The 19,101-nt window shown below is 72.4% G+C and carries 19 protein-coding genes; 9 read left to right on the top strand and 10 right to left on the bottom strand.

The genetic code is table 11. The features are described 5' to 3' along the window. Nucleotides 1-94: 94 nt before the first annotated feature. A complete protein-coding gene (locus tag ACF089_RS00095) occupies nucleotides 95-880 on the bottom strand; it encodes a class I SAM-dependent methyltransferase (RefSeq protein WP_392019621.1) in 786 nt (261 codons plus the stop codon). Nucleotides 881-967: 87 nt separating this feature from the next. Here ACF089_RS00095 and ACF089_RS00090 point away from each other — a divergent pair, with 87 nt between their 5' ends. Beyond that, the gene (locus ACF089_RS00090) at nucleotides 968-1,600 is read left to right on the top strand and encodes a CGNR zinc finger domain-containing protein (RefSeq protein ID WP_392019618.1); all 633 of its coding nucleotides are present in this window, start codon (nucleotides 968-970) and stop codon (nucleotides 1,598-1,600) included. On the opposite strand, the gene sodX is transcribed toward ACF089_RS00090, so the two are convergent. After that, on the bottom strand, nucleotides 1,504-1,923 hold the full coding sequence (gene sodX / locus ACF089_RS00085) for a nickel-type superoxide dismutase maturation protease (protein ID WP_392019616.1): 420 nt from the start codon (nucleotides 1,921-1,923) through the stop codon (nucleotides 1,504-1,506). The two genes, ACF089_RS00090 and sodX, sit on opposite strands and share 97 nt — an antisense overlap. Before the next feature lie 149 nt (nucleotides 1,924-2,072). Here sodX and sodN point away from each other — a divergent pair, with 149 nt between their 5' ends. Further along, entirely contained in the window at nucleotides 2,073-2,468 is a 396-nt protein-coding gene (sodN, locus tag ACF089_RS00080; protein WP_392019613.1) for a superoxide dismutase, Ni, read from the top strand. Between the two features lie 177 nt (nucleotides 2,469-2,645). Here sodN and ACF089_RS00075 read toward each other — a convergent pair whose 3' ends face one another. Beyond that, the gene (locus tag ACF089_RS00075) at nucleotides 2,646-3,314 is read right to left on the bottom strand and encodes a YdcF family protein (protein WP_392019610.1); all 669 of its coding nucleotides are present in this window, start codon (nucleotides 3,312-3,314) and stop codon (nucleotides 2,646-2,648) included. Between the two features lie 13 nt (nucleotides 3,315-3,327). Further along, complete coding sequence (locus ACF089_RS00070; RefSeq protein ID WP_392019607.1) at nucleotides 3,328-4,431, bottom strand: helix-turn-helix domain-containing protein; 1,104 nt, start codon at nucleotides 4,429-4,431, stop codon at nucleotides 3,328-3,330. A gap of 301 nt (nucleotides 4,432-4,732) precedes the next feature. Here ACF089_RS00070 and ACF089_RS00065 point away from each other — a divergent pair, with 301 nt between their 5' ends. The 4 genes from ACF089_RS00065 (at nucleotide 4,733) to ACF089_RS00050 (ending at nucleotide 9,062) form a co-directional block, all read left to right on the top strand. Further along, complete coding sequence (locus tag ACF089_RS00065; protein WP_392019604.1) at nucleotides 4,733-5,854, top strand: NAD-binding protein; 1,122 nt, start codon at nucleotides 4,733-4,735, stop codon at nucleotides 5,852-5,854. Nucleotides 5,855-5,859: 5 nt separating this feature from the next. After that, entirely contained in the window at nucleotides 5,860-6,402 is a 543-nt protein-coding gene (locus tag ACF089_RS00060) for an NUDIX hydrolase (RefSeq protein WP_392019601.1), read from the top strand. 231 nt (nucleotides 6,403-6,633) lie between these two features. Continuing rightward, nucleotides 6,634-7,872 (top strand): DUF1266 domain-containing protein, encoded by a 1,239-nt coding sequence (locus ACF089_RS00055; protein WP_392019598.1) that lies wholly within the window; start codon nucleotides 6,634-6,636, stop codon nucleotides 7,870-7,872. Continuing rightward, a complete protein-coding gene (locus ACF089_RS00050; RefSeq protein ID WP_392019595.1) occupies nucleotides 7,869-9,062 on the top strand; it encodes a DUF1266 domain-containing protein in 1,194 nt (397 codons plus the stop codon). Before ACF089_RS00055 ends, ACF089_RS00050 begins: the two co-directional genes overlap by 4 nt. A 105-nt stretch (nucleotides 9,063-9,167) precedes the next feature. Here the strand turns inward: ACF089_RS00050 and ACF089_RS00045 are convergent, their stop codons facing one another. Beyond that, entirely contained in the window at nucleotides 9,168-11,198 is a 2,031-nt protein-coding gene (locus ACF089_RS00045) for a glycosyltransferase (protein ID WP_392019592.1), read from the bottom strand. Nucleotides 11,199-11,790: 592 nt separating this feature from the next. Here ACF089_RS00045 and ACF089_RS00040 point away from each other — a divergent pair. Then, a complete protein-coding gene (locus ACF089_RS00040; protein WP_392019589.1) occupies nucleotides 11,791-12,333 on the top strand; it encodes an NUDIX hydrolase in 543 nt (180 codons plus the stop codon). 155 nt (nucleotides 12,334-12,488) lie between these two features. Here ACF089_RS00040 and ACF089_RS00035 read toward each other — a convergent pair whose 3' ends face one another. Next, nucleotides 12,489-13,508, bottom strand: coding sequence for a DMT family transporter (locus ACF089_RS00035; protein ID WP_392021520.1), 1,020 nt, complete (start codon nucleotides 13,506-13,508; stop codon nucleotides 12,489-12,491). Between the two features lie 76 nt (nucleotides 13,509-13,584). Between ACF089_RS00035 and ACF089_RS00030 the strand changes: the two genes are divergently transcribed. After that, complete coding sequence (locus tag ACF089_RS00030; protein WP_392019586.1) at nucleotides 13,585-14,154, top strand: TetR/AcrR family transcriptional regulator; 570 nt, start codon at nucleotides 13,585-13,587, stop codon at nucleotides 14,152-14,154. Nucleotides 14,155-14,300: 146 nt separating this feature from the next. Here ACF089_RS00030 and ACF089_RS00025 read toward each other — a convergent pair whose 3' ends face one another. Then, nucleotides 14,301-15,260 (bottom strand): LysR substrate-binding domain-containing protein, encoded by a 960-nt coding sequence (locus tag ACF089_RS00025; RefSeq protein WP_392019583.1) that lies wholly within the window; start codon nucleotides 15,258-15,260, stop codon nucleotides 14,301-14,303. A gap of 176 nt (nucleotides 15,261-15,436) precedes the next feature. On the opposite strand from ACF089_RS00025, the gene snpA reads away from it, so the two are divergent. Then, entirely contained in the window at nucleotides 15,437-16,090 is a 654-nt protein-coding gene (gene snpA, locus ACF089_RS00020; protein WP_392019580.1) for a snapalysin, read from the top strand. A 108-nt stretch (nucleotides 16,091-16,198) separates the two neighbouring features. Here the strand turns inward: snpA and ACF089_RS00015 are convergent, their stop codons facing one another. The 3 genes from ACF089_RS00015 to ACF089_RS00005 form a co-directional block, all read right to left on the bottom strand. Then, nucleotides 16,199-16,639 carry a DUF6304 family protein gene (locus ACF089_RS00015; RefSeq protein ID WP_392019577.1) on the bottom strand — a complete coding sequence of 147 codons (441 nt, stop codon included), beginning with the start codon at nucleotides 16,637-16,639 and terminating at the stop codon, nucleotides 16,199-16,201. A gap of 361 nt (nucleotides 16,640-17,000) precedes the next feature. Next, complete coding sequence (locus ACF089_RS00010; RefSeq protein WP_392019574.1) at nucleotides 17,001-17,582, bottom strand: dihydrofolate reductase family protein; 582 nt, start codon at nucleotides 17,580-17,582, stop codon at nucleotides 17,001-17,003. Between the two features lie 235 nt (nucleotides 17,583-17,817). After that, nucleotides 17,818-18,867 carry a family 2 encapsulin nanocompartment cargo protein polyprenyl transferase gene (locus ACF089_RS00005; RefSeq protein WP_392019571.1) on the bottom strand — a complete coding sequence of 350 codons (1,050 nt, stop codon included), beginning with the start codon at nucleotides 18,865-18,867 and terminating at the stop codon, nucleotides 17,818-17,820. Between the last annotated feature and the right edge of the window lie 234 nt (nucleotides 18,868-19,101).

Raw genomic sequence — 19,101 nt, 5'->3', positions numbered from 1 at the left:
ACGGACCGGGTGTCCGTACCGCCCTCCCCGTTCGCGTGCCCGGACGGCCCCGGGGCGGGCGGCGGAGCGCCTCCGGCCGGCCGGCGGGCCGGTGCTACTTCAGGGCGAGCAGCAGGCTGTCGCTGGGCGAGGCCCACACCGACCGGGCCTCGCCGAAGCCGGCCGCCCGCAGGGTCTCGGCGTGCCACTGGAGGGACGGGGTCTCGCCGTCGGCGTGCTCCCCGTAGATCTCGAACCGCTCGGCGGTGGGTCCGGCGAGCGCCGGGTCCTTCGCGGCGAGCGCCCACCACTCGGCCCAGCCGACCGCCCCGGCCTCCTTGGCGCGGTCCATCACGGCGTGCCGGTGGGCGCGCTCGGCGGCGTTTATGCGCGGGGTGGAGCGGTCGATCATCCGGTCGGCGTTCATCAGCACACCGCCATCCCGGACCAGCCCGGCGAGCTGCCCGTAGAGCGTGGCCAGCGGTCCGCTGCGGAGCCAGTGCAGGGCGGTCGCGGTGAGCACGGCGTCGTACGAGCCGTACGGCAGCGCGTCGGTCCAGCCCGGGGCCGTGAGGTCGGCGGTGACGACGGTGACGCGGTCGTCCCCGGCGAAGGTGCCGCGGGCGATGGCCAGCAGGGCGGGGTCGAGATCGACACCCGTGCAGAGGGCCTTCGGGAACCGCCGGAGCAGCCGGTCCGTGATACTTCCTGTACCGCACGCCAGATCCAGTACGCGAGGTTCGGGGCCGACGGTGGCCTCGACCATGTCCAGCATCACCCGGAACCGCTCCTCGCGGTCGGGCATGTACCACTCCTGCTGGCGGTCCCAGCTCTCCTGCCAGGCCCGCCAGTCGGCGCCCGTCCCCGCCGCCGTGCCCGCGCCCGCCACCGTCCCGGTCATGGAACCCTCCGTACGTAATACCCTGAATACAGCACTGTCCATTACTGCCGCTGCACCGACCATAGACCGCCCTGGTAAGGACTACAAGTGGAATTGGCCTATTACTCGGATTACGCCGTACGGCTGGTCAACACCGAGGAACCGGCGCGCAACAGGGACTCCCTGACCTCGGTGGAGGCCGTCCGGGAGCTGTTCGGCGAGTCCCAGCAGGCCGCGCGGCGCGCGGCCGAGGCGGATGTGACCCGCTTCCGCTCCGTCCGGGGCCGGCTGCGGGCGGTCTTCACGGCGGCCGACGCCGGGGACGAGACCCAGGCGGTCGACCTGCTGAACTCCCTGCTGCTGGAGTTCCCCGTCAGCCCCCAGATCTCCGGCCACGACTTCCGCGACGACGACACCGGCCGCCCGAAGTGGCACATGCACCTGGCCGACCACCCCTCGAACGCCACGGCGGGGTACGCGGCGATCGCCGCCATGGGCCTCGCGATCCATCTGACCGAGCACGGGGTCGACCGGCTGGGCCTCTGCCAGGCCCCGCCCTGCCGCAACGCCTATCTCGACACCTCGACCAACCGCTCCCGGCGCTACTGCTCGGACCGCTGCGCCACCCGGGCCAACGTCGCCGCCTACCGCGCCCGCAAGCGCCTGGAGACCGAGCGGTCGCAGAGCACCGGCCGCACCGCGGAGAAGGCCCAGGAGACCGTCGCGAACACCGAGCGCTGATCCCCGCCGGACGGCCGGAACCGGCCGAGCACCCGCCCGAGCAGCAGCTCCGGGGGGACGGCGCCGAAGACCCGGCTGTCCCCCTCGGCCCCCGGATTGTCGCCCAGCACCCACCAGCCGCCGTCGCGCCGCCCCGCGAGCCGCTTGACGATGAGCAGGTCCTGCTGGAGGGGATGGCGCAGCACGGCTACGTCCCCCGGCCTCACCCGGGCGCCGTAGCGCACCAGCAGCCGGTCCCCCTGCCGAAGCGTCGGGTACATCGAGGGCCCGCTCACCTCCGCGACCCCGAACGGAGCCGTCGGCTCCCGGCCCTGCTCACTCATCCGCCACCTCCGGGTCCCAGATTACGTTCGGCCGCGAGTCCCATACCGGCCCCGGACTTTCGTCCTAAGCACCAGGGGGCACCCGCGAATCGGCTCTCTCACGGAGTAATGTCCCACCTGAGAAGACGATCACGAGGAAGGACTGCTCAATGCTCTCCCGCCTGTTTGCCCCCAAGGTGAAGGTCAGTGCCCACTGCGACCTTCCGTGCGGCGTGTACGACCCCGCGCAGGCCCGTATCGAGGCCGAGTCGGTCAAGGCCGTCCAGGAGAAGTACCAGGCCAACGAGGACCCGCACTTCCGGGCCCGCGCCACGGTCATCAAGGAGCAGCGCGCCGAGCTGGCCAAGCACCACATCTCGGTGCTCTGGAGCGACTACTTCAAGCCCCCGCACTTCGAGAAGTTCCCCGAGCTGCACCAGCTGGTCAACGACACCCTGAAGGCCCTCTCGGCCGCGAAGGCGTCGACCGACCCGGCGACGGGCCAGAAGGCGCTGGACTACATCGCTCAGGTCGACAAGATCTTCTGGGAGACCAAGAAGGCTTGATCGGCAATCATGCGGTCTGACCTGCGTTTCCTTGACCGCACGATCGTCCGGTCCGCCCAGTGACGACCGTCCGTTCCGAAACGGAACGGCGCCCGAAGCCGCCGGACCGACAGCGCACGCCGATGCCCTCGCCGCCCGTGGCGGCGAGGGCGTCGGTCGTCGGCCGGCCCGGGCGGGTCAGCGGTCGATGAGGCGGCTGGTGAAGCCGTCGCGGATGAGGGATTCGTACGCTGTACGCACGTCCTCCGGGACCGCCTGCTCGATGGCGAATCCGAGCTTCGGATACTCGATGACCCGCTGGAGGTCGCCGACGAGCATGTCCAGGACGAGTTTCTCGTCGCCGATGGACTTCAGATAGTCGTCGAACTCCAGTGGCTCCGACGCGCAGAGGATCTCGACGTCGGGCCACAGTTCGCGGGCGGTCGCGAACGACCGCCTTTCCATGTAGGGCTTGGAGACCAGCAGCACCGACGCCGGGGTGATGCCTGCGGCGACGAGGACCTCACGCGAGAGGGTGATGTTCTGTCCGGTGTTGCCCGCGTTTGGTTCCAGCAGGATCGCCTCGGCCGGGACGCCGAGGTCGATGGCGTGCTCGCGGAAGTGGACGGCCTCCCCGCGCGGGAAGACCTCGGCGGTGGTGGGACTGTTGCCGCCGGTGAACACCAGGGTCGGAAAGAGCCCGGAGCGGTACAGCTCGGCGGAGTGGGCCGCGACGCCGAGGTCGTGGCTGCCCAGCCCGATCGCCACGTCGACGGGCCGCAGCTCGTGCCGCATCCGGTGGTAGTCCCAGATCAGCTCGGCCTGGCACCACTGGTCCTCGGTGATGTCCTGCTGGTCGTTGCCCACGCCTTCTCCCTGGTCACCGCTGCCGAGGGCCGACCGGCCCCTCGCTCATGGCCCTGATGCCCTCGATACTGCGCAGTTGGTGCACAAGTCCGTACTGCGCGGCCGCCTTGGCGGCCCGGTCGAGGACGAGGAGTCCATCATCCCGGGTCGCCGCATCGGAGAGCAGGATGTGGCCGTGAGCGGTGTCCAGTCGCACACGTTGCATCGGCGAGTCGGTCGTCCCGCTGCCGCGGGCGATGTCGATGAAGTGCAGGGCCTGGGTCAGGTCGCCGGCGCCGCGGCGGGCGAGCGCGAGTTTCTGGTGGGCCACCGACCAGTCGTCCGGTTCGGTGAGGTCCTCGAAGTCGCGGGTCGCCGCCCGCATGACGCGGGTCGCGCAGTCGTGTCGGCCGCCCTTGCTCAGCGCGGTCCCCACCCACAGCCTCGCGCGGGCCCGGTCGCGGCGGGAGAGCCGGTCGTCGACGGCGAGAGTCTCGTAGTCGCGGGCGGCGCTCTCCAGCTTTCCGGACATCTCGGTGATGACGGCGAGTGACAGGTCGAGCTGGGCGACGCGGCGGGGGATGTCGAGCCGGGCGAAGACCGCGCGGGCGCCGGCATAGGAGTGCTGGGCGGACAGCGGGCCCAGGACAACGCCCCGGTCGCGCTTCAGATCGCCGAGCAGGGCGGTGGAGCGGGCGAAGAGATACAGGCCCTTCTCGTCCGGATCGGGGTCCTTGAACCGGCTCAGCCACCGGGTGAGGAGGCTGTCGGCGAAGGCGAAGTTCTGCCGGGACAGGGCGACCACGACGCGGTCGAGGTCGTCGGCCCAGGACTCGTACTCCCAGGCCCGGGGGCCGGAGGCGGTGACGCGCCGCCGGCCGACGTTCCGCACCGGGCTGATCATCTCGGACAGGAGCGTTTCGAACCGCAGGTGGACAGCGGCGTCCGCGCGGCCGAGGGCGGTGTCGAGGATGGCCTGGGTGTCGGGTCTGGGCTCGGTTTCGGCGAGCTTGCTCTCCCACTTGGACACGGTCGCGGCTGCCAGGCCGAGCCGCTGGGCGAAGGCCCGCACGCTCAGTCGCAGGGCGAGCCGCAGGGCCCTGGCCTCCAGACCGGTCCAGTGGTGCACGGTCGCCACGCGTCGCTCCTTTCCACCGGTCATCGAAGCAGATCCGCGCAGCCGGCGGGACGGAAGTGGAACGGAGGTAGAACAGCCGGTAATTGGCGGCGAGTCGGCCGGACGCCACGATCAGAGCGTCATCACTTGTCGAGCCTTGTGGACGGTCCTGAGCGTGGAACCCCTCACGGAGCATCGCCCGGTCCTGCTTCCAGGCCACGGGAGACACGACAGTACGAGCGTCCTGCTCACTCCGCCCGCACCCGCTGAACCCGCATCTCCTCGCACGGCCCCCGGACGGAACGGATGAGAGGAAACCGCCATGGAGACCTTCGAACGCGCCCGGCTGGACGCCTACTTCGCCCGCGTCGCCGCCCAGTTCGCCCCGGGTGAGCAGACGGCGTCGTTCCTCATCACGCACCTGCTGGGCGAGCGTCCCGCGTTCGTCCGCGCGGTCGCCGCGATGACCCGGCTCACCTCGGTGCTGCCCAAGCCGAAGTCTGTCCACGCGGCCGCGAAGCGCGAGGTCGAGCAGACGTACACGGTCGACGCCCTCACCCGCGAAATGTTCGCCCGGGCCGACGACGCTCTGGACTACCTCGAATCCCGTGCCGCCGGTCAGACGGTCACCCTGCTGGACGTCGGCGGCTACTTCGCCCCCAGCCTCACCGACGTCCACAGCCGCTTCACCGGCCGGGTCGCCGGAGTGATCGAGGACACGGAGAACGGGCACCGCCGCTACGAAGACCTCGGCAAACCGCCCTGCCCCGTCATCTCCGTCGCCCGCTCACCGCTGAAGGACCCCGAAGACTTCCTCGTCGGCCAGTCCGTGGTCTTCTCCACCGAGGCCGTCATGCGCGATCGCGGTGACATCCTCCACGGCCGCCCCGCCCTGGTGATCGGCTTCGGCAAGCTCGGCAGCTCGATCGCCCGCCTCCTGCACGCCAAAGGCGTCCAGGTCACCGTCTTCGACATCGACCCCGTCCGCCGCACCCAGGCACTCTCCCAAGGCTTCACGGTCGCCCGCGACAGGGAAGCCGCCCTGACCGGCGCCGGCCTGGTCCTCTGCGCGACCGGCGCCGTCTCCCTCCGTGGCGAGGACTTCTCCCACCTGCGTAATGGTGCCTACCTCGCCACCGTCACCAGCAGCGAGGACGAACTCGACCTCGCCGGACTTCCCGACGTCTACACCCGCACCCAGGCCGGCGATCACGTTGCCCGCTACCGGACCACCGGCCACTACTTCTATCTGGTGAACGGCGGCAACGCCGTCAACTTCCTCCACGGCGCGAGCGTTGGGCCGTTCATCTTCCTGGTCCAGGCCGAGATCCTCGCCGCGATCAGGATGCTCACCCGCGGCGACCTCGCCCCCGGCATCCATGAGGTCCCCGCACCCGACCGCGAAGCCATCGCGGCGACCTGGCTCTCCTACTTCAACAGGTGATCACCATGACCATCACGGCCCACCACATCCGCACCACCATCGCTGCCTACCTCGACGAACACCCCGAGGAGAAGCGCGACCTCGGCGTCGTCCTGGGTCTGCTGGACGACGGAGACGATCTCACCAACCGCAAGACCCTGCCCGGCCACGTCACCGCAGGGGCCATTCTCGTCGGCCCCGACGGCCGCGTCCTGCACATCCTCCACAACGCGACTCAGAAGTGGCTTCTGCCCGGCGGTCATCTGGAGCCCTCGGACGAGACGCTCCTGCAGGCCGCCGGCCGCGAACTCGCAGAGGAGACCGGCATCCCGCGCCACGTCGTCAGCCCGCACGGCGAGACTCCGCTCCACATCGACATCCACCCCGTCGACGCCAACCCCGCCAAGGGCGAACCCGCCCACCGGCACTTCGACTTCCGCTTCCTCTTCCGCACCGCCGCCGACATCGGCGAACTCCAGGCCGAAGAGGTCTCCGACGCTGTCTGGCGGACGGTCGGCGCCCTCCACGACGAGAGGTTGGGTCAGCGGGTCGCCCAAGCACTGCGTTGACCCCAGGACCGGCCGCCCCTGCGCCCGCGACCCCCGACGCGGGCCGGAGCGGCCGCCGCCGCCTCAAGCGAGGAGCCGCCCCTCGGGCAGCCGGCTCCCACCGAGGCGGGCGGGTTCGTCGACGCACACGCTCATGATCCGCATCTTGACCCCGCCCCCGGTGGCCCGGTCTCGCCGCGACCGGTGGGGCCGAGAGCCTCAGGGCGCCGGGGCGTTTCATAGGATCGGGATGTGACGACGGGGACAGGGGCGGCGGTCCGGAGCGCGCCGACGGAGATGGAGCGGTGGGTGTGCGAGGCGGGGGCGGGCGGGGGGCGGGAGGCGGTGGTCGAGGCGCTGGCGCGGACGAGGCTGTATCTGCTCACCGCCCGGCCGCACGCCGACGCACCGGGGTTCGCCGCGCCGCTGCCGTCGCAGCGGGATCCCGCCACGGGGCGGATGCGGGTGCCCGTGCTGACGCCCGGGATGCTGCCGCCCTGGCACCCGGAGTGGGTCTTCCGGGAGACCTCGCTGGCCGAGCTGGCCGACGTCTGGCCGGACAACGGCTGGTGGCTCGCGGTCAATCCGGGCACGCCGTACGAGGTGGCGGTCGAGGCCCGGCCCAGGCACCGCAGGGCGTGGCGGAGCGCCCGGGAGCGGTCGGGCGGTCCGCCCGGCGGGCGGCTGCTCACGCACGGCGGCGGCCCGCTGCACGGGCCGCTCGCCCGCGCTCTGGCGCTGGGCGCCCATCTGGCCGTGCACAACGGCATCGTGTGGAATCAGCTCGGGGCGGTCTACCAGGACTACGGCACGGACGTCGCACGGCTGCGGAATCCGTGGGGCGTCCACCACCGGGCCGGTTACGCGCGGGTGCTCGAAGCGCTGACGGAGAACCGGCTCTCGGGCCGCGCCGAGGAGTACGTGCTGCGGGCCCGGCGGACGCTGGCGGAGCGGCTGGGGCGCACACCGGTGTACGGGGAGTGGGCGGACGCCGTCTCGCGGACCCTGGCCGGGCGCGGCGCGCACGGCGCGGAGGCGGCCGAGGCCGGGCAGGCGCTGCGGCGGATCGCGGGGCACGAGGCGCGGCTGCGCACCGAGGGCCTGCTCGCGCCCGACGGCCGGATCGACAGTCTGGCCGCCTTCGACCACGGCCGGGCGGTCAATGTCGTACGGCTGGCGCTGTCGGCGCGCTACTGCGACCCCGGGGAGGCGGAGCGGGCGGTGCTGGAGATCGGGGCGCGGGCCCGGCGGGCGTACGGCTCCTGGGCGGAGTTCTCCCTCGGCTACACCCTGGCCCGGCTGATCCTCTTCGACACCGAGTCCGGCACTGACACCGGCACCGGCACCGAATCCGGGTCCGGACCCGGCAGCCGGTCCGACACCGGGCCCGACAGCGACGGCGAATCCGCCGCCCGGCACCGGGAGTCGCTGGCCCACCACCGCATCCTCACCGAGGACCCCATGAGCCCCTACCGGAACATCCCGTGGTGACCCGACCGGCCCCCGGCCCGTCCGGCGCCCCGTGGGGCCCGCCGCCCGGCCCCGCCTGGGTCCCGCCGTCCGTGACCGAGCATCTGCTGTACGAGGCCGGGGCGCGCGGCGATGTGGAGGCGCAGCTGAGGGTGCTGGCCGACGCCGAGCTGTACATAGCCGCGCCGAAGGCGGAGGCAGACGCCTCGCCGGAGACGATCGTCTGGCGCGCGCACCGGGACGAGGCCGGGCGGAGCTGCCGTTCGGTGCTCACCCGGGGGATGCTGCCGCCGTGGCATCCGGACTGGGTGTTCCACGGCGTCTCGCTGCGGTGGATCGCCGAGTTCGGCTGGCGGGACCCGGCGCAGCTGCTGTCGGTGAACACCGGCACCCCGGCGCGGGTGCTGCTGCCGGCCACCGCGCAGCACCGGGCGCTGTGGCTGCGGTACTACGCGGAGAACGACCGCCCGGACGGGGACCGGCTGATCGCGCTGCGCCACGGCGCGCTGTACGGGCCGCTCGCCTACGGGCTGGCCTGCGGGGCGCATCTGGCGGTCGGCAACGGGGTGCCGTGGAACGAGGTCGGCACGGTCTACGAGGAGTACGGCCGGCAGCTGGAGTCGCTGCGCGACAGCTGGGGCATCACCGGGCGCGAGGGCTGGCAGCGGCAGCTGAGCACGCTGCTGGACGCGCGCAACAGCCCGCCGGAGCCCGATTTCGTACTGCGGGTGCGGGAGCGGCTGCGCTCGGGGCTCGGGGGCCCGCCGTCGGCGGATCTGTGGCGGGAGACGGCGGCGGGGCACGCGCAGGACATCGGCGCGGACTCCGTCGCGGTGAAGGGGATCGAGGAGCTGGTCCGGCGGGTGCTGCGGTACGAGGCGCGGTTCCGTGCCGACGGGCTGCTGCCGCCGGACGGGCGGGTGACGACGACGGTCGCCTACGACTACGGGCGGGCGGTGAATCTGGCCCGCTGGGGGCTGGCGGCCCGGTTCTGCCATCCGCAGGAGGCGGAGCAGGCGATCGTGTACGCGGGGGCGCTGAGCAAGTCGGCGTACCACTCGTGGGAGGAGTTCTCGGCGGGGTACGCGCTGGGCCGGGTGCTCCGCTTCGACGAGGAGGAGTACGGCCGGTTCTACGAGCAGAACGTGGTCGCGCACCGGCTGCTGACGGGCGGCGAGGGCAGTCCGTGGCGGAACATCCCCTGGCGCTGAGCGCTCGGGGCGTACGGACGCCTCTGCCCGCGCCCCGTCGCGCGAACGCCTCCGCGCGCCGTGCGTACGGCGGGCGGAGGCGTTCGCGGGGTGCGCGGGAGCGGGTCAGACGCCGATGCCCAGCCGGCGGCGGAGACCCGCGACCGGGTCGACCAGGGCCAGGCGCACGGAGAAGACCTGGCGCTTGTCCAGCGGCTTGGCGTAGGCGGGCAGGCCCCGGCGACGGAAGCGCGAGGTGGTGAGCCCGGGGGTGTTCGGCACCCAGACGGTCGCGGCGAGGTCGGGCGAGCTGAGGCAGACGGCCAGCTCCCAGACGCCGGCCGGGAGCGCCTTGTCGGCGAAGGCCTTGGCGAGGCTGACCCGGAACTCGAAGGGGCCGGGCGAGGTGACCTCGCCGGTCTGGAAGGCGGCGAGGTCGACGGTGCGCTCGACGGAGGTGGCGCGTACGACGAGGTCGCCGGGGCTGACGCCCGCGTTGACGTGCCCGGAGATCACCACGGTGCCGGGGGCGTCCTCGGCCCAGGCGGCCCGGTCGACCTTCACATGCGACTGGAGGCGGTGCTTGCGCTGCCCGACGTCCAGGGTGAAGTTGCCGTACGGCTTGGTGTAGTACGGGGTGACGACGTGGGAGGCGCCGTCGGGGGTGTGGACGAGCCGGGGGCGCGCCTCGGAGTCGATGCCGTCGGAGCGCTTGTTGCCGGTGCGCCCCTCCTTGACGATGCCCTGGCTGCGCACCCGCATGTGCAGGTCCCACAGACCGGAGGGGAGCACCTGTCCGTCGGCGGCGGTGAGGGTGTCGATACGGACGCGGAAGCCGGACTGTCCGTAGTCGTACATCCCCTCGCCCGCCTCCTCGGAGACGGAGGGGGCGGCGAGGTTCTCGGCCGGGAAGCTGTACTCCACTCCGCTGTCGCGCTCGCGCAGCACGGCCTCGATGGCGGTGTCCACGGTGTCGACGGTGTGGATGTAGGCGTGTCCGCTCAGCTCCAGCTCGGAGCCGTCCATCTCGGCGACGTCGAGGTGGTGGCGGACGGTCAGCTCGCGGGTGATGTCGTAGCAGTGGTCGGGGACGGCCCGGCCGATGTCCCGGAAGTAGGGGTACGCGGCGTAGGCGCGGCCCTTCTCGACGACGACCTTGCCGCGCTTGCGGGCCTGGTCGAAGCGGGTGACCTCGCGCAGCTCCTCCAGCATCCCGTGGCGGGCGAGGTGGAGGCGCAGGCGGTGCACCGCCGGGTAGCGCTCGGTCAGCTCTTCGGTGAGGTTGGCGGTGATGAGCTGCTGTATCTCGGCCAGTGCCGAGTCGCGTATCTCCGGCTCGGTCTCGCGGAGCAGATGCCGCAGCGCCGACTTGATGTCGACGTCGAAGTGGCGGCGGAGCAGGATGTCCCGCTTGGTGCTGCTCTTGACCTCGCGGGCCAGCAGTTCCATCATCACGCGCAGGTACTTGATGCGGGGGTGGGTGCCGCGGGTGGTGCGGGTGACGTTGTTGCCGTCCTCGCGCTCGACCCAGTAGTAGCAGTCGTAGTCGGCGACCACGGATATCGCGCGGGCGTGGAGATACGCCATGGAGACGAAGGGCTGGTCCTCGCCGGTGCGCATATCGGTGCGGAAGCGCAGTCCGAGGCGCTCGATGAGGTCGCGGCGGAAGAGCTTGAGCGGGTTGAGCGTCCAGTAGACCGCGGAGCTGAACACGTCGGTCTTGGGCTGGTTGCGCTTGAACATCGACTTGGGCGCGCCGCGCCCGCCGACGCCGACCATCTTGCCGAGCACCACGTCGGAGCTGTTGGCGTCGGCCATGGAGACCATGCGCTGGAGGGCTTCCTCGCCGAGGTAGTCGTCGGCGTCGAGGAAGAAGATGAATCGGCCCCGGGCCTGCTCGATGCCCACATTGCGGGGCGCGGAGGGGCCGCCGGAGTTCTCCTGGTGGATCACGCGCACCACGGAGGGGAATTCCTCGGCCATCCGGTCCAGTTCCTCGCCGGTGCCGTCCGTCGAGCCGTCGTTGACCGCGATCAGCTCGATGCGGTCACGGCCGAGCGTCTGGTCGACGACGGACCGGATGCACCGGGTCAGATAGGGCATCGCGTTGTAGGCGCCGACCACGACGGAGACGTCGGGGACAGCCGCATCCGACACACGGTTCACAAAACTCTACCTTCTGGTAACGGAAGAAAAACTGCCTCGGGACACCACCGCGTGCGCGACGCCGGTCGTGCGCCGGTGGTCGAGTCGCGGCGGGACACGGTGGTGCGTGGAGGCCATGCCGGACAGCGGAAGGACCGCGCGGACGACCGGGGTGAATGTCATCTTAGCAGTGTATTTTCCAAGTAATTTGCGAATTCACCTTCGCGAATCACGGTGATTCCCGTGCGGCCGGGACGCCGGAGCTGCTCGCACTGACCGTTCCGACCGCTCTTCGGGCTGCTCAGAGAGCCCATGGGGGCGACAGCGGCCGGTCCGGCGGAATACCGGACAACCGTGCGCGGGCGGTGAGGACATGGTGCGGGAGAAAACCGGAGAACGCGAATATCACGTGACCCCGGCGACGCGGGGGGCGGCGATTGTTCCGCTTTGGACGATATCCGGGAGAGGGGCGTCCCGGCGGATCGCGGAAGAACCGGGAGGCGTTGGGCCGAACGGGTGATGGACGAGTGGGAAGCCCCGGCCCCCGGCGGGGACAGTGGTGCGCGACAGGCCGAAGGACACGTCGTTGCTGAGGAGTTGGGACATGCGGTGGACCGTCCACGGGGAACGCCCGATCTACGAGAACCCCTGGGTGAACCTCTGGCTCGCCGATGTGTCCCAGCCCGACGGCCTCCGGCTGGAACACCACATCGTCCGGATGCGCCATCTCGCGGTCGCCGCCGTGGTGGACGACCGCCGGCGGGTGCTGATGATGTGGCGGCACCGGTTCATCACCGACACCTGGGGGTGGGAGCTGCCGATGGGCCTGATCGAGCCCGGCGAGACCCCCGGACAGACCGCCGCCCGGGAGGTCGAGGAGGAGACCGGCTGGCGGGTCTCCTCGGTGCGGCCGCTGGTGTACGCGCAGTCCGCCAACGGCATCACCGACTCCGAGCACCATGTCTTCCGGGCCGACGGCGCGGTCTACGCCGGGCCGCCGACCGAGCTGAACGAGTCGGACCGGATCGAGTGGCTGCCGATCGACCGGATCCGGGGAATGATCGACCGCCGTGAGGTGGTGAGCGGGGGCAGCCTGCTCGGACTGCTCTATCTGCTGCTGGACGAGGCGGGCGGCGCCCCCGGATAGACCTCCGGCGCGGGCGGCGCCAGTGTCTTCACCGCGTGATATCGATCCCCGCCGCCGGTTCGGCAGCGAATTTCAGCCATTTAATCGGAGCTTTTCCACGGAATGCCGGAATGCGCGGGCGGGAACGGCGCCGCCGGGTCCGCCGCCGTCGGCGGTCATCGGCAGCGCGCCGGCGGATCCGGGGAGACCGGGCGGTCCGGGCGGGCCAGGCGGTCCGGGCCGCGCCCGTCGGCCCCTGCGACGGCCCCCTCGGCGGCCCGCGAGCCCGCCCGGGCCGGGCGGCCCGCCCGGGCCCCGGGACCCCCGGCCCCGCCCTCCCCCGCGTACACGATCACCACCGCCGCCAGCCCCAGCGCCAGCCCGGCCGCCGTCTGGACCCCGAACGGCTCGCCGAACATCAGGGCTCCCCAGACCGCCGTGACCGGGGCCATCAGGAACATCAGCGTGTTCACCCGGACCAGCCCCGAGCGCCGCAGCACCAGCCAGTACAGCCCGTAGCCGCCGAAGGTCGCGAACACCGCCAGCCAGCCGACCGCCGTCCAGAAGGACGCGTCGGCGGGCGGCGTCGCGGCCCCCAGCGCCAGGGCGAGCGCGGTGAAGACGACGGCGCTCACCGCGCAGTGGATCGTCATCGCGACCGACGGCGCGACCTCCTCGCGGGTGCGGCCCTCCAGGAAGGTCGCGGCGACCAGCGAGAGCATCCCGAGGAACGGCACCGCGTACGCCCACACCGCGACCCCGTCGGCGGAGCGCGCGTCCGCGAGGGTGACGACGGCGACGCCCGCGATCCCGAGGCCCAGGCCCGCCCACTGCCGCCCGGAGACGTACTGGCCGAGGAGCGGCCCGGCGAGCGCGCCCGCGACCAGCGGCTGGGTGCCGTCGATCAGCGCGGTGGTGCCGCTGGAGACGCCGAGCTGGATCGCCCAGTAGACGGTGAGCAGATAGCCGCTCTGCGAGAGCGCGCCGATCGCCGCCTGTCGCGCGGCGGCCCGGACGGTCAGCCCGCGCCAGGAGCCCCGGGCGACGATCGCGGCGACCGCCGCCAGGACGACGGCCGGCGGCAGAGCGCGCCACATGAGCACGGTCACGGCCGCCGCGCTGCCCGCGCCGAGCTTCGCCCCGATGAATCCGGAGCTCCAGCAGAGCACGAAGGCGGCGCAGAGCAGGGCGTTCAACGGCATCGGTCCCACCCACCCCAGTAGACAGATCGGTTTACTCAAGTCGAGTATACAGATCGGTATACTGGTGGGCATGGCAGCTCCGCACCGCGTGACCCTGACTCCCGGCGCCCGGCGCGCCCTGGAGGCCGCCTCCCGGCTCTTCTACGAGCGCGGGATCCACGCCGTCGGCGTGGATCTCATCGCGGCCGAGGCGGGGGTGACCAAGAAGACCCTCTACGACCGCTTCGGCTCCAAGGAGCAGCTGGTGGTGGAGTACCTCGCCGCCCGTGACGAGCGATGGCGCGCCTTTCTCGCCGAGCGGCTCGCGGCGGCCGGCGAGGACCGCGCGGAGCGGGTGCTGACCGTCTTCGACGCCTCCCGCGACTGGACGGCCGAGCACAGCGCGCGCGGATGCGGCATGGTCAACGCCCATGCCGAGATCAGCGATCCGCGCCATCCCGCCCACGCGGTCATCACCGGTCAGAAGGTGTGGATGCTCGCCCTCTTCACCGAGCTGTCGGGCGATGGGCGCGTCGGCCGCGCGCTGATGCTCCTCCACGAGGGCGCGCTGGTCGCCCACGGTCTCGGCGTCTTCCCCGACGCCCTCGACACCGCCAGGGAACAGGCCCGCTCCCTGCTGCCCCGACCCGAGCCGACCTGACCCGGTCTGACCTGAGCTGACGCGACCCGGTCTGACCTGAGCTGACCTGAGCCGACCTGACCCGGTCTGACCTGAGCTGACGCGACCCGACCCGACCCGGATCCGCCGCCCGAGAAGAGCCCGCGCCCAGCCGTGTCGGCCCGCGCTCAGGCCGCCGGGGCCGTGAGCAGAGGGCTCTTGTGGCGCAGGAGCCATTGGCGGTACGCGGCCGCGCCCGAGGCGACCTCGCGGTACGCGGACTCCAGGTCCGCGTAGACGGCCGTGTGCCGCTCGGCCGTGCCGGCCGGGGAGCAGAGCAGCAGCCGGACCGCGAGCGGGTCGCCCCGCAGCGGGCGGATCACCATGTCCTCGCGCGGGCCGGAGGTCGGCTGGCAGGGGGCGACCGCCTCGCCGACCGCGACCAGGGACGCGGCGGTGTGGTAATCCCCGTGGAGCACGGAGGGGTTGAGTCCGGCGGCGGCGAGCACCCGGCGCAGACCGTCCCACTCGCCGTCCACGGTGGGGTCGACGATCCAGCGGTCGTCGGCCAGATCGGCCAGCTCCACCACGGCCGCGGCGGCCGCCGGATGGTCCCGGGCCAGTGAGACGAACTGCGGCTCGCGCTCCACGAGCACCCGTACGGCGAGCCCGCCGGGCACCAGCAGCGGGCAGCCCTCGACCTCGTGGACGAAGGCGACGTCGAGCTGTCCCGCCGCGACCATGCGCAGCAGCGCGTTGGCCGAGACGTCCATGTGGAGGGAGATGTCGGCGCCGGGCAGCCGCTGCCGGAGTCTGCCGAGCCAGCCCGGGAGGGCGCGGCTGGCGGTGGAGCCGATGCGCAGCCCGGGGCCGCCGCACCGGGCGGCCGCCGCCTTGGCCTCGACCACGAGGGCGGTCATCTCGGCCACCAGCGGCCGGGCCCGGGTGAGCACGGCGCGGCCGACCGGTGTGGGCCGGCAGCCGGAGCGCTCCCGCCAGAACAGCTCCGCGCCGAGGGAGTTCTCGATGCGCCTCAACTGCGTGGTCAGCGAGGGCTGGCTGACGCCCAGCCGGCGGGCGGCCTTGTGCAGGCTTCCGGTGTCCGCGATGGCGCACAGGGCGCGGAGGTGCCTCAAGTCGAGCTCCATGACCCGAGAGTAGGACCGGCTCCAGCGGTCACACCAGACACACAGTTCGGGCACAGCGGACGGACATGGACATGATGATTCGCTGGTGTTATCGCGAGTTGGCATCATCCGCGAACGGGCTTCCTGCCCGAAACTCGCCGTACCGAATCCGTTCACCGGACGAGTAGGAGCCCCCCATGCGTCACCCCAGAGCCGCCTTCTCCGCCGCCCTCGGCGTCGCGCTCGCCGCCGCCCTCGGAGCCGTCCCCGCCTCCGCCGCCGCCTCGCCGTCCCCCGCGGCGCCCGCGACCCCCTCGTACGCCGCCTACGAGGGCTCGGCCGAGGACACGAAGGCGACCAAGGCCTTCTTCCGGGCCGTGCTGAAGTCGGTCGCCGAGAAGCGCGCCGCCAACCCGGGAGCCCGGGTCGTCACCGTCACGTACAACGCGGCGAACGCGCCCACCTTCCGCGCCCAGATAGCCCGTTCCACCCAGATATGGAACAGCTCGGTGAGCAATGTGCGGCTCCAGGAGGGCAGCAACCCGAGCTTCCGCTACTACGAGGGCAATGACTCCCGGGGCTCGTACGCGAGCACCGACGGCCACGGCCGGGGCTACATCTTCCTCGACTACCGGCAGAACCAGCAGTACAACTCCTACCGGGTGACGTCCCACGAGACCGGGCACGTGCTCGGCCTCCCGGACAACTACCGCGGCCCGTGCAGCGAGCTGATGTCGGGCGGCGGGCCGGGCACCTCCTGCCAGAACGCCAACCCGAACGCGGCCGAGCGGGCCCGGGTCAACGCCCTGTGGGCGAACGGCCTCGCGTCGGCGATGAAGAGCGTCCGCTGACGTTCCGCCCGCCCGTCGCCGGGTGAGCCGAGGGGGCGTCCCGCCGGTCGGCGGCGGGACGTCCCCGGTGCGGCGTCACGAGCACGCCGGTACGGGCGGGCCGGGCCCTCAGGCGTCGGCGGACGTGAGGGTCGCCAGCTCGGCCCCGTGCGGGAGCTGTTTCTGGATCCGGTCGAGGGCGTCGTCGAAGTCGCCCCCCGCGACCCCGGACTCGTAGGCCGCCCCGCCGTAGTGGAGGGTGAGATTCAGATCCGCCCGATCGAGCGACCCCTCGGGCCTCAGTTCGCCGAGCGTCAACAGACAGCTCAGTGTGGCCCGTTCGACCGTGCCCTCCGAGTGAACGGGCAGCGGTATGTCCCATTCCAGTACACAGGAGGAGAGCACGCCCTCCGCCCCCACGGTCTCCAGGGCGGCAAAAGCGGCCCCTTCGTACTCAACACCCCTGATGCGCGTGCGCAGTTGCCGTCCGTGCGCCGCGATCGTGACCGCTTCCGCGCCACGTCGGTCGCGGTACCAGCCCGCCCAGACTTCAGTCGACTCCGATGACATGGCGCGGACTGTAGCGGTACGGGAGCCTCCGTCGAACAGCAGGGATGGCTCAGACCGTACCGATCGTCGCACCGGAACCGCCTGAGGACGGCCCCGCGGGCTGTCCGGCGTACGCGGTACAGGCCGGATTACGACAGGGGCCGGGGCCCCAGGAGGGGACGAAGGCCCCCAGGGTCTTGCGTCGCTTGATGACGGTACCGACAGGCTGTCCGCACTCCGGGCACGCGGGCTCGGGCTGCGGGTCGCGGACGGTCCGGCGTCCATTGCTGCCCATGAGTCCAGGGTACGGCGGCGGGCGCGGCGCGGACAGCCGGCGGCGGCCGAACGGAGCACCGCCCCGCGCGGCCCCGGGGCGGCGCGGTCAGCGGACCCTGCGGTACGTCCGCACCATGACGCCGTTGTCGAAGGAGCGCACCGGACCGAGGGCGAACTCGTCCACCCGGAAGTCCGCCGCGAACATCGGCATCCCGGAGCCGAGAACGACCGGATACGTCTTGATCACCAGCTCGTCCACCTCGTCCCGCAGCTGCCCGGCGATGTCCGCCCCGCCGCAGAGATAGATGCCGAGGCCCTCCTCGCGCTTCAGCTCCCGGACCCTGGCCGCGAGGTCGCCGGAGACGATCTCCACCGCCGGGTCCGGGGACTCGGCGAGCGAGCGGGAGGCAACCAGCTGGCGCAGATGGGCATAGGGCGAGGTGATGCCGATGGCCAGCGCGAGATCGTAGCTGTGCCGGCCCTGGATGATCGTGTCGTACACGGTGTTCGCCGCGTCGTCGACGCCGAACGCCGTGCGGGCGGCGGTCGGCAGGGCGTCGACGGCCTCGGTCCGGTGATAGTCCAGATAATCCCCGGTCACGAACTTCATACCGAACTCGGCATCCCCGCCGGGGTCTCCGATGAAGCCGTCGAGGGAGGCCGCGACGGAGTAGCTGAGCTTGCGCATAGGGGTCCTTTTCGCCGAGGAACGCGGGTACGGTCCGCCCGGAGGTCATACCGCCGGGCGAAACCACTCCGCCTATAGTGCTCCATCCGTAGTGGTTTAGCAAGCATCCTCCGGGCGGGCCCGCGCGGCGCGTCCGGGCAGGGCAGGCGCGGGGGCGACGGGCGCGAGCGCGGTGCGTACGAGGTGGTCGCGTACGGGGAGGTCGCGTACGGGGAGGTCGCGTACGGGAAGGTCGTCAGCGGGTGCGGCGCGTGACGAACTCCGCCAGCGCCAGCAGATCCCCCGCCGCCGCCAGGTCCGGCACCGCGTGGGACAGCTCCTGCACCGCCCGGGCCATCCGGTCCGCCGCGTGGAGCTGCGCCCAGTCGCGCCCGCCGGCCCGCTCCACCGCGTCGGCGGCGCGCGCCACGTCCGCCTCGGTCATCGGCCCCCGGTAGAGCGCGGCCAGCTCGGCGGCGGCCGGGGTGCCCGAGCCGAGGGCCGCCACCACCGGCAGGGACTTCTTGCGCGCGGCGAGATCGGCCCCGGCCGGTTTGCCGGTGCGGCCGGGGTCGCCCCAGATGCCGATCAGATCGTCGATCAGCTGGAAGGCGAGCCCGGCCTCCCGGCCGAAGGAGTCCAGGGCGTCGGCCTCCTCCGCGGCCGCCCCCGCGTACAGACCGCCGAGCGCGCAGGCGCAGCCCAGCAGCGCCCCGGTCTTGGCCGTCGCCATCGTCAGGCACTCGTCGAGGGAGACCTCGTGCGGTCCGCGCTCCTCGAAGGCGCAGTCCGACTGCTGTCCGGCGCACAGCTCCAGCACACAGGCGCCGAGCCGCTCGGCGGCCGCCGGCGCCGCGGGGTGCGGATCCTCCGCGAGGATCCGCTGCGCGAGGGCGAACAGGGCGTCGCCGACGATGATCGCGTCGGGTACGCCGAAGACGGCCCAGGCCGTGGGGCGGTGACGCCGGACGGGGTCCTCGTCGATGACGTCGTCGTGGAGCAGGGTGAAGTTGTGCACCAGCTCGACCGCCACGGCCGCCCGGACCGCCCCGCCGGGCTCCCCGCCCAGCGCCCGGGCCGCGGCCAGGACGAGCGCGGGCCGTATCGCCTTGCCGGTGGACCCGGTGGCCCCGGCGGCCCCGGCGGCCGGGGAGCCGTCGGCGCGCACCCAGCCGAAGTGGTACATCGCGACCCGGCGCAGCGGTCCCGGCATGCTCTCCACGGCCGCCCGCAGCGCCGGCCCGACGACGGCGCGGGCGTGCTCCAGCAGGGCGAGGGCCTCCCGGCCCTCCACAGCCTCCGACATGGTCAACTCGCTGTCCTTCCACGTGGGTCCTCGGGATCGTCCGGGGTCGTCCGGGGCCCGGCCGGGCGCGCCCCCGAGGGGTCGCCGGCCGGGTGCGGGGCCGCGGCCGGGGGGGGGCCCCCCCCCGGGCGGCCCCCCCCCGCGCCCCCCCCACACCCCCCCCCCCCCCCCCCGACGTATACAACAAAACCAGCGCGAGGGGGGCCATCAACCGCGGCGCCTGGTAGTGCGGGG

Origin of the sequence: Streptomyces sp. NPDC014894, from assembly GCF_043080985.1 — a bacterium.
Lineage (GTDB): Bacteria > Actinomycetota > Actinomycetes > Streptomycetales > Streptomycetaceae > Streptomyces.
The sequence above is the reverse complement of the archived record's forward strand: the minus strand, read 5'-3'. Positions and strand labels throughout refer to the sequence as shown.

What these genes read in the sequence shown, in the direction of transcription:
- ACF089_RS00065 (WP_392019604.1), top strand. Translation starts at nt 4,733, where the DNA reads ATGGAGACCTTCGAACGCGCCCGGCTGGACGCCTACTTCGCCCGCGTC.
- ACF089_RS00010 (WP_392019574.1), bottom strand. Translation starts at nt 17,582, where the DNA reads ATGCGCAAGCTCAGCTACTCCGTCGCGGCCTCCCTCGACGGCTTCATC.
- ACF089_RS00015 (WP_392019577.1), bottom strand. Translation starts at nt 16,639, where the DNA reads ATGTCATCGGAGTCGACTGAAGTCTGGGCGGGCTGGTACCGCGACCGA.
- ACF089_RS00005 (WP_392019571.1), bottom strand. Translation starts at nt 18,867, where the DNA reads ATGTCGGAGGCTGTGGAGGGCCGGGAGGCCCTCGCCCTGCTGGAGCAC.
- sodX (WP_392019616.1), bottom strand. Translation starts at nt 1,923, where the DNA reads ATGAGTGAGCAGGGCCGGGAGCCGACGGCTCCGTTCGGGGTCGCGGAG.
- snpA (WP_392019580.1), top strand. Translation starts at nt 15,437, where the DNA reads ATGCGTCACCCCAGAGCCGCCTTCTCCGCCGCCCTCGGCGTCGCGCTC.
- ACF089_RS00040 (WP_392019589.1), top strand. Translation starts at nt 11,791, where the DNA reads ATGCGGTGGACCGTCCACGGGGAACGCCCGATCTACGAGAACCCCTGG.
- ACF089_RS00025 (WP_392019583.1), bottom strand. Translation starts at nt 15,260, where the DNA reads ATGGAGCTCGACTTGAGGCACCTCCGCGCCCTGTGCGCCATCGCGGAC.
- ACF089_RS00060 (WP_392019601.1), top strand. Translation starts at nt 5,860, where the DNA reads ATGACCATCACGGCCCACCACATCCGCACCACCATCGCTGCCTACCTC.
- ACF089_RS00095 (WP_392019621.1), bottom strand. Translation starts at nt 880, where the DNA reads ATGACCGGGACGGTGGCGGGCGCGGGCACGGCGGCGGGGACGGGCGCC.
- sodN (WP_392019613.1), top strand. Translation starts at nt 2,073, where the DNA reads ATGCTCTCCCGCCTGTTTGCCCCCAAGGTGAAGGTCAGTGCCCACTGC.
- ACF089_RS00030 (WP_392019586.1), top strand. Translation starts at nt 13,585, where the DNA reads ATGGCAGCTCCGCACCGCGTGACCCTGACTCCCGGCGCCCGGCGCGCC.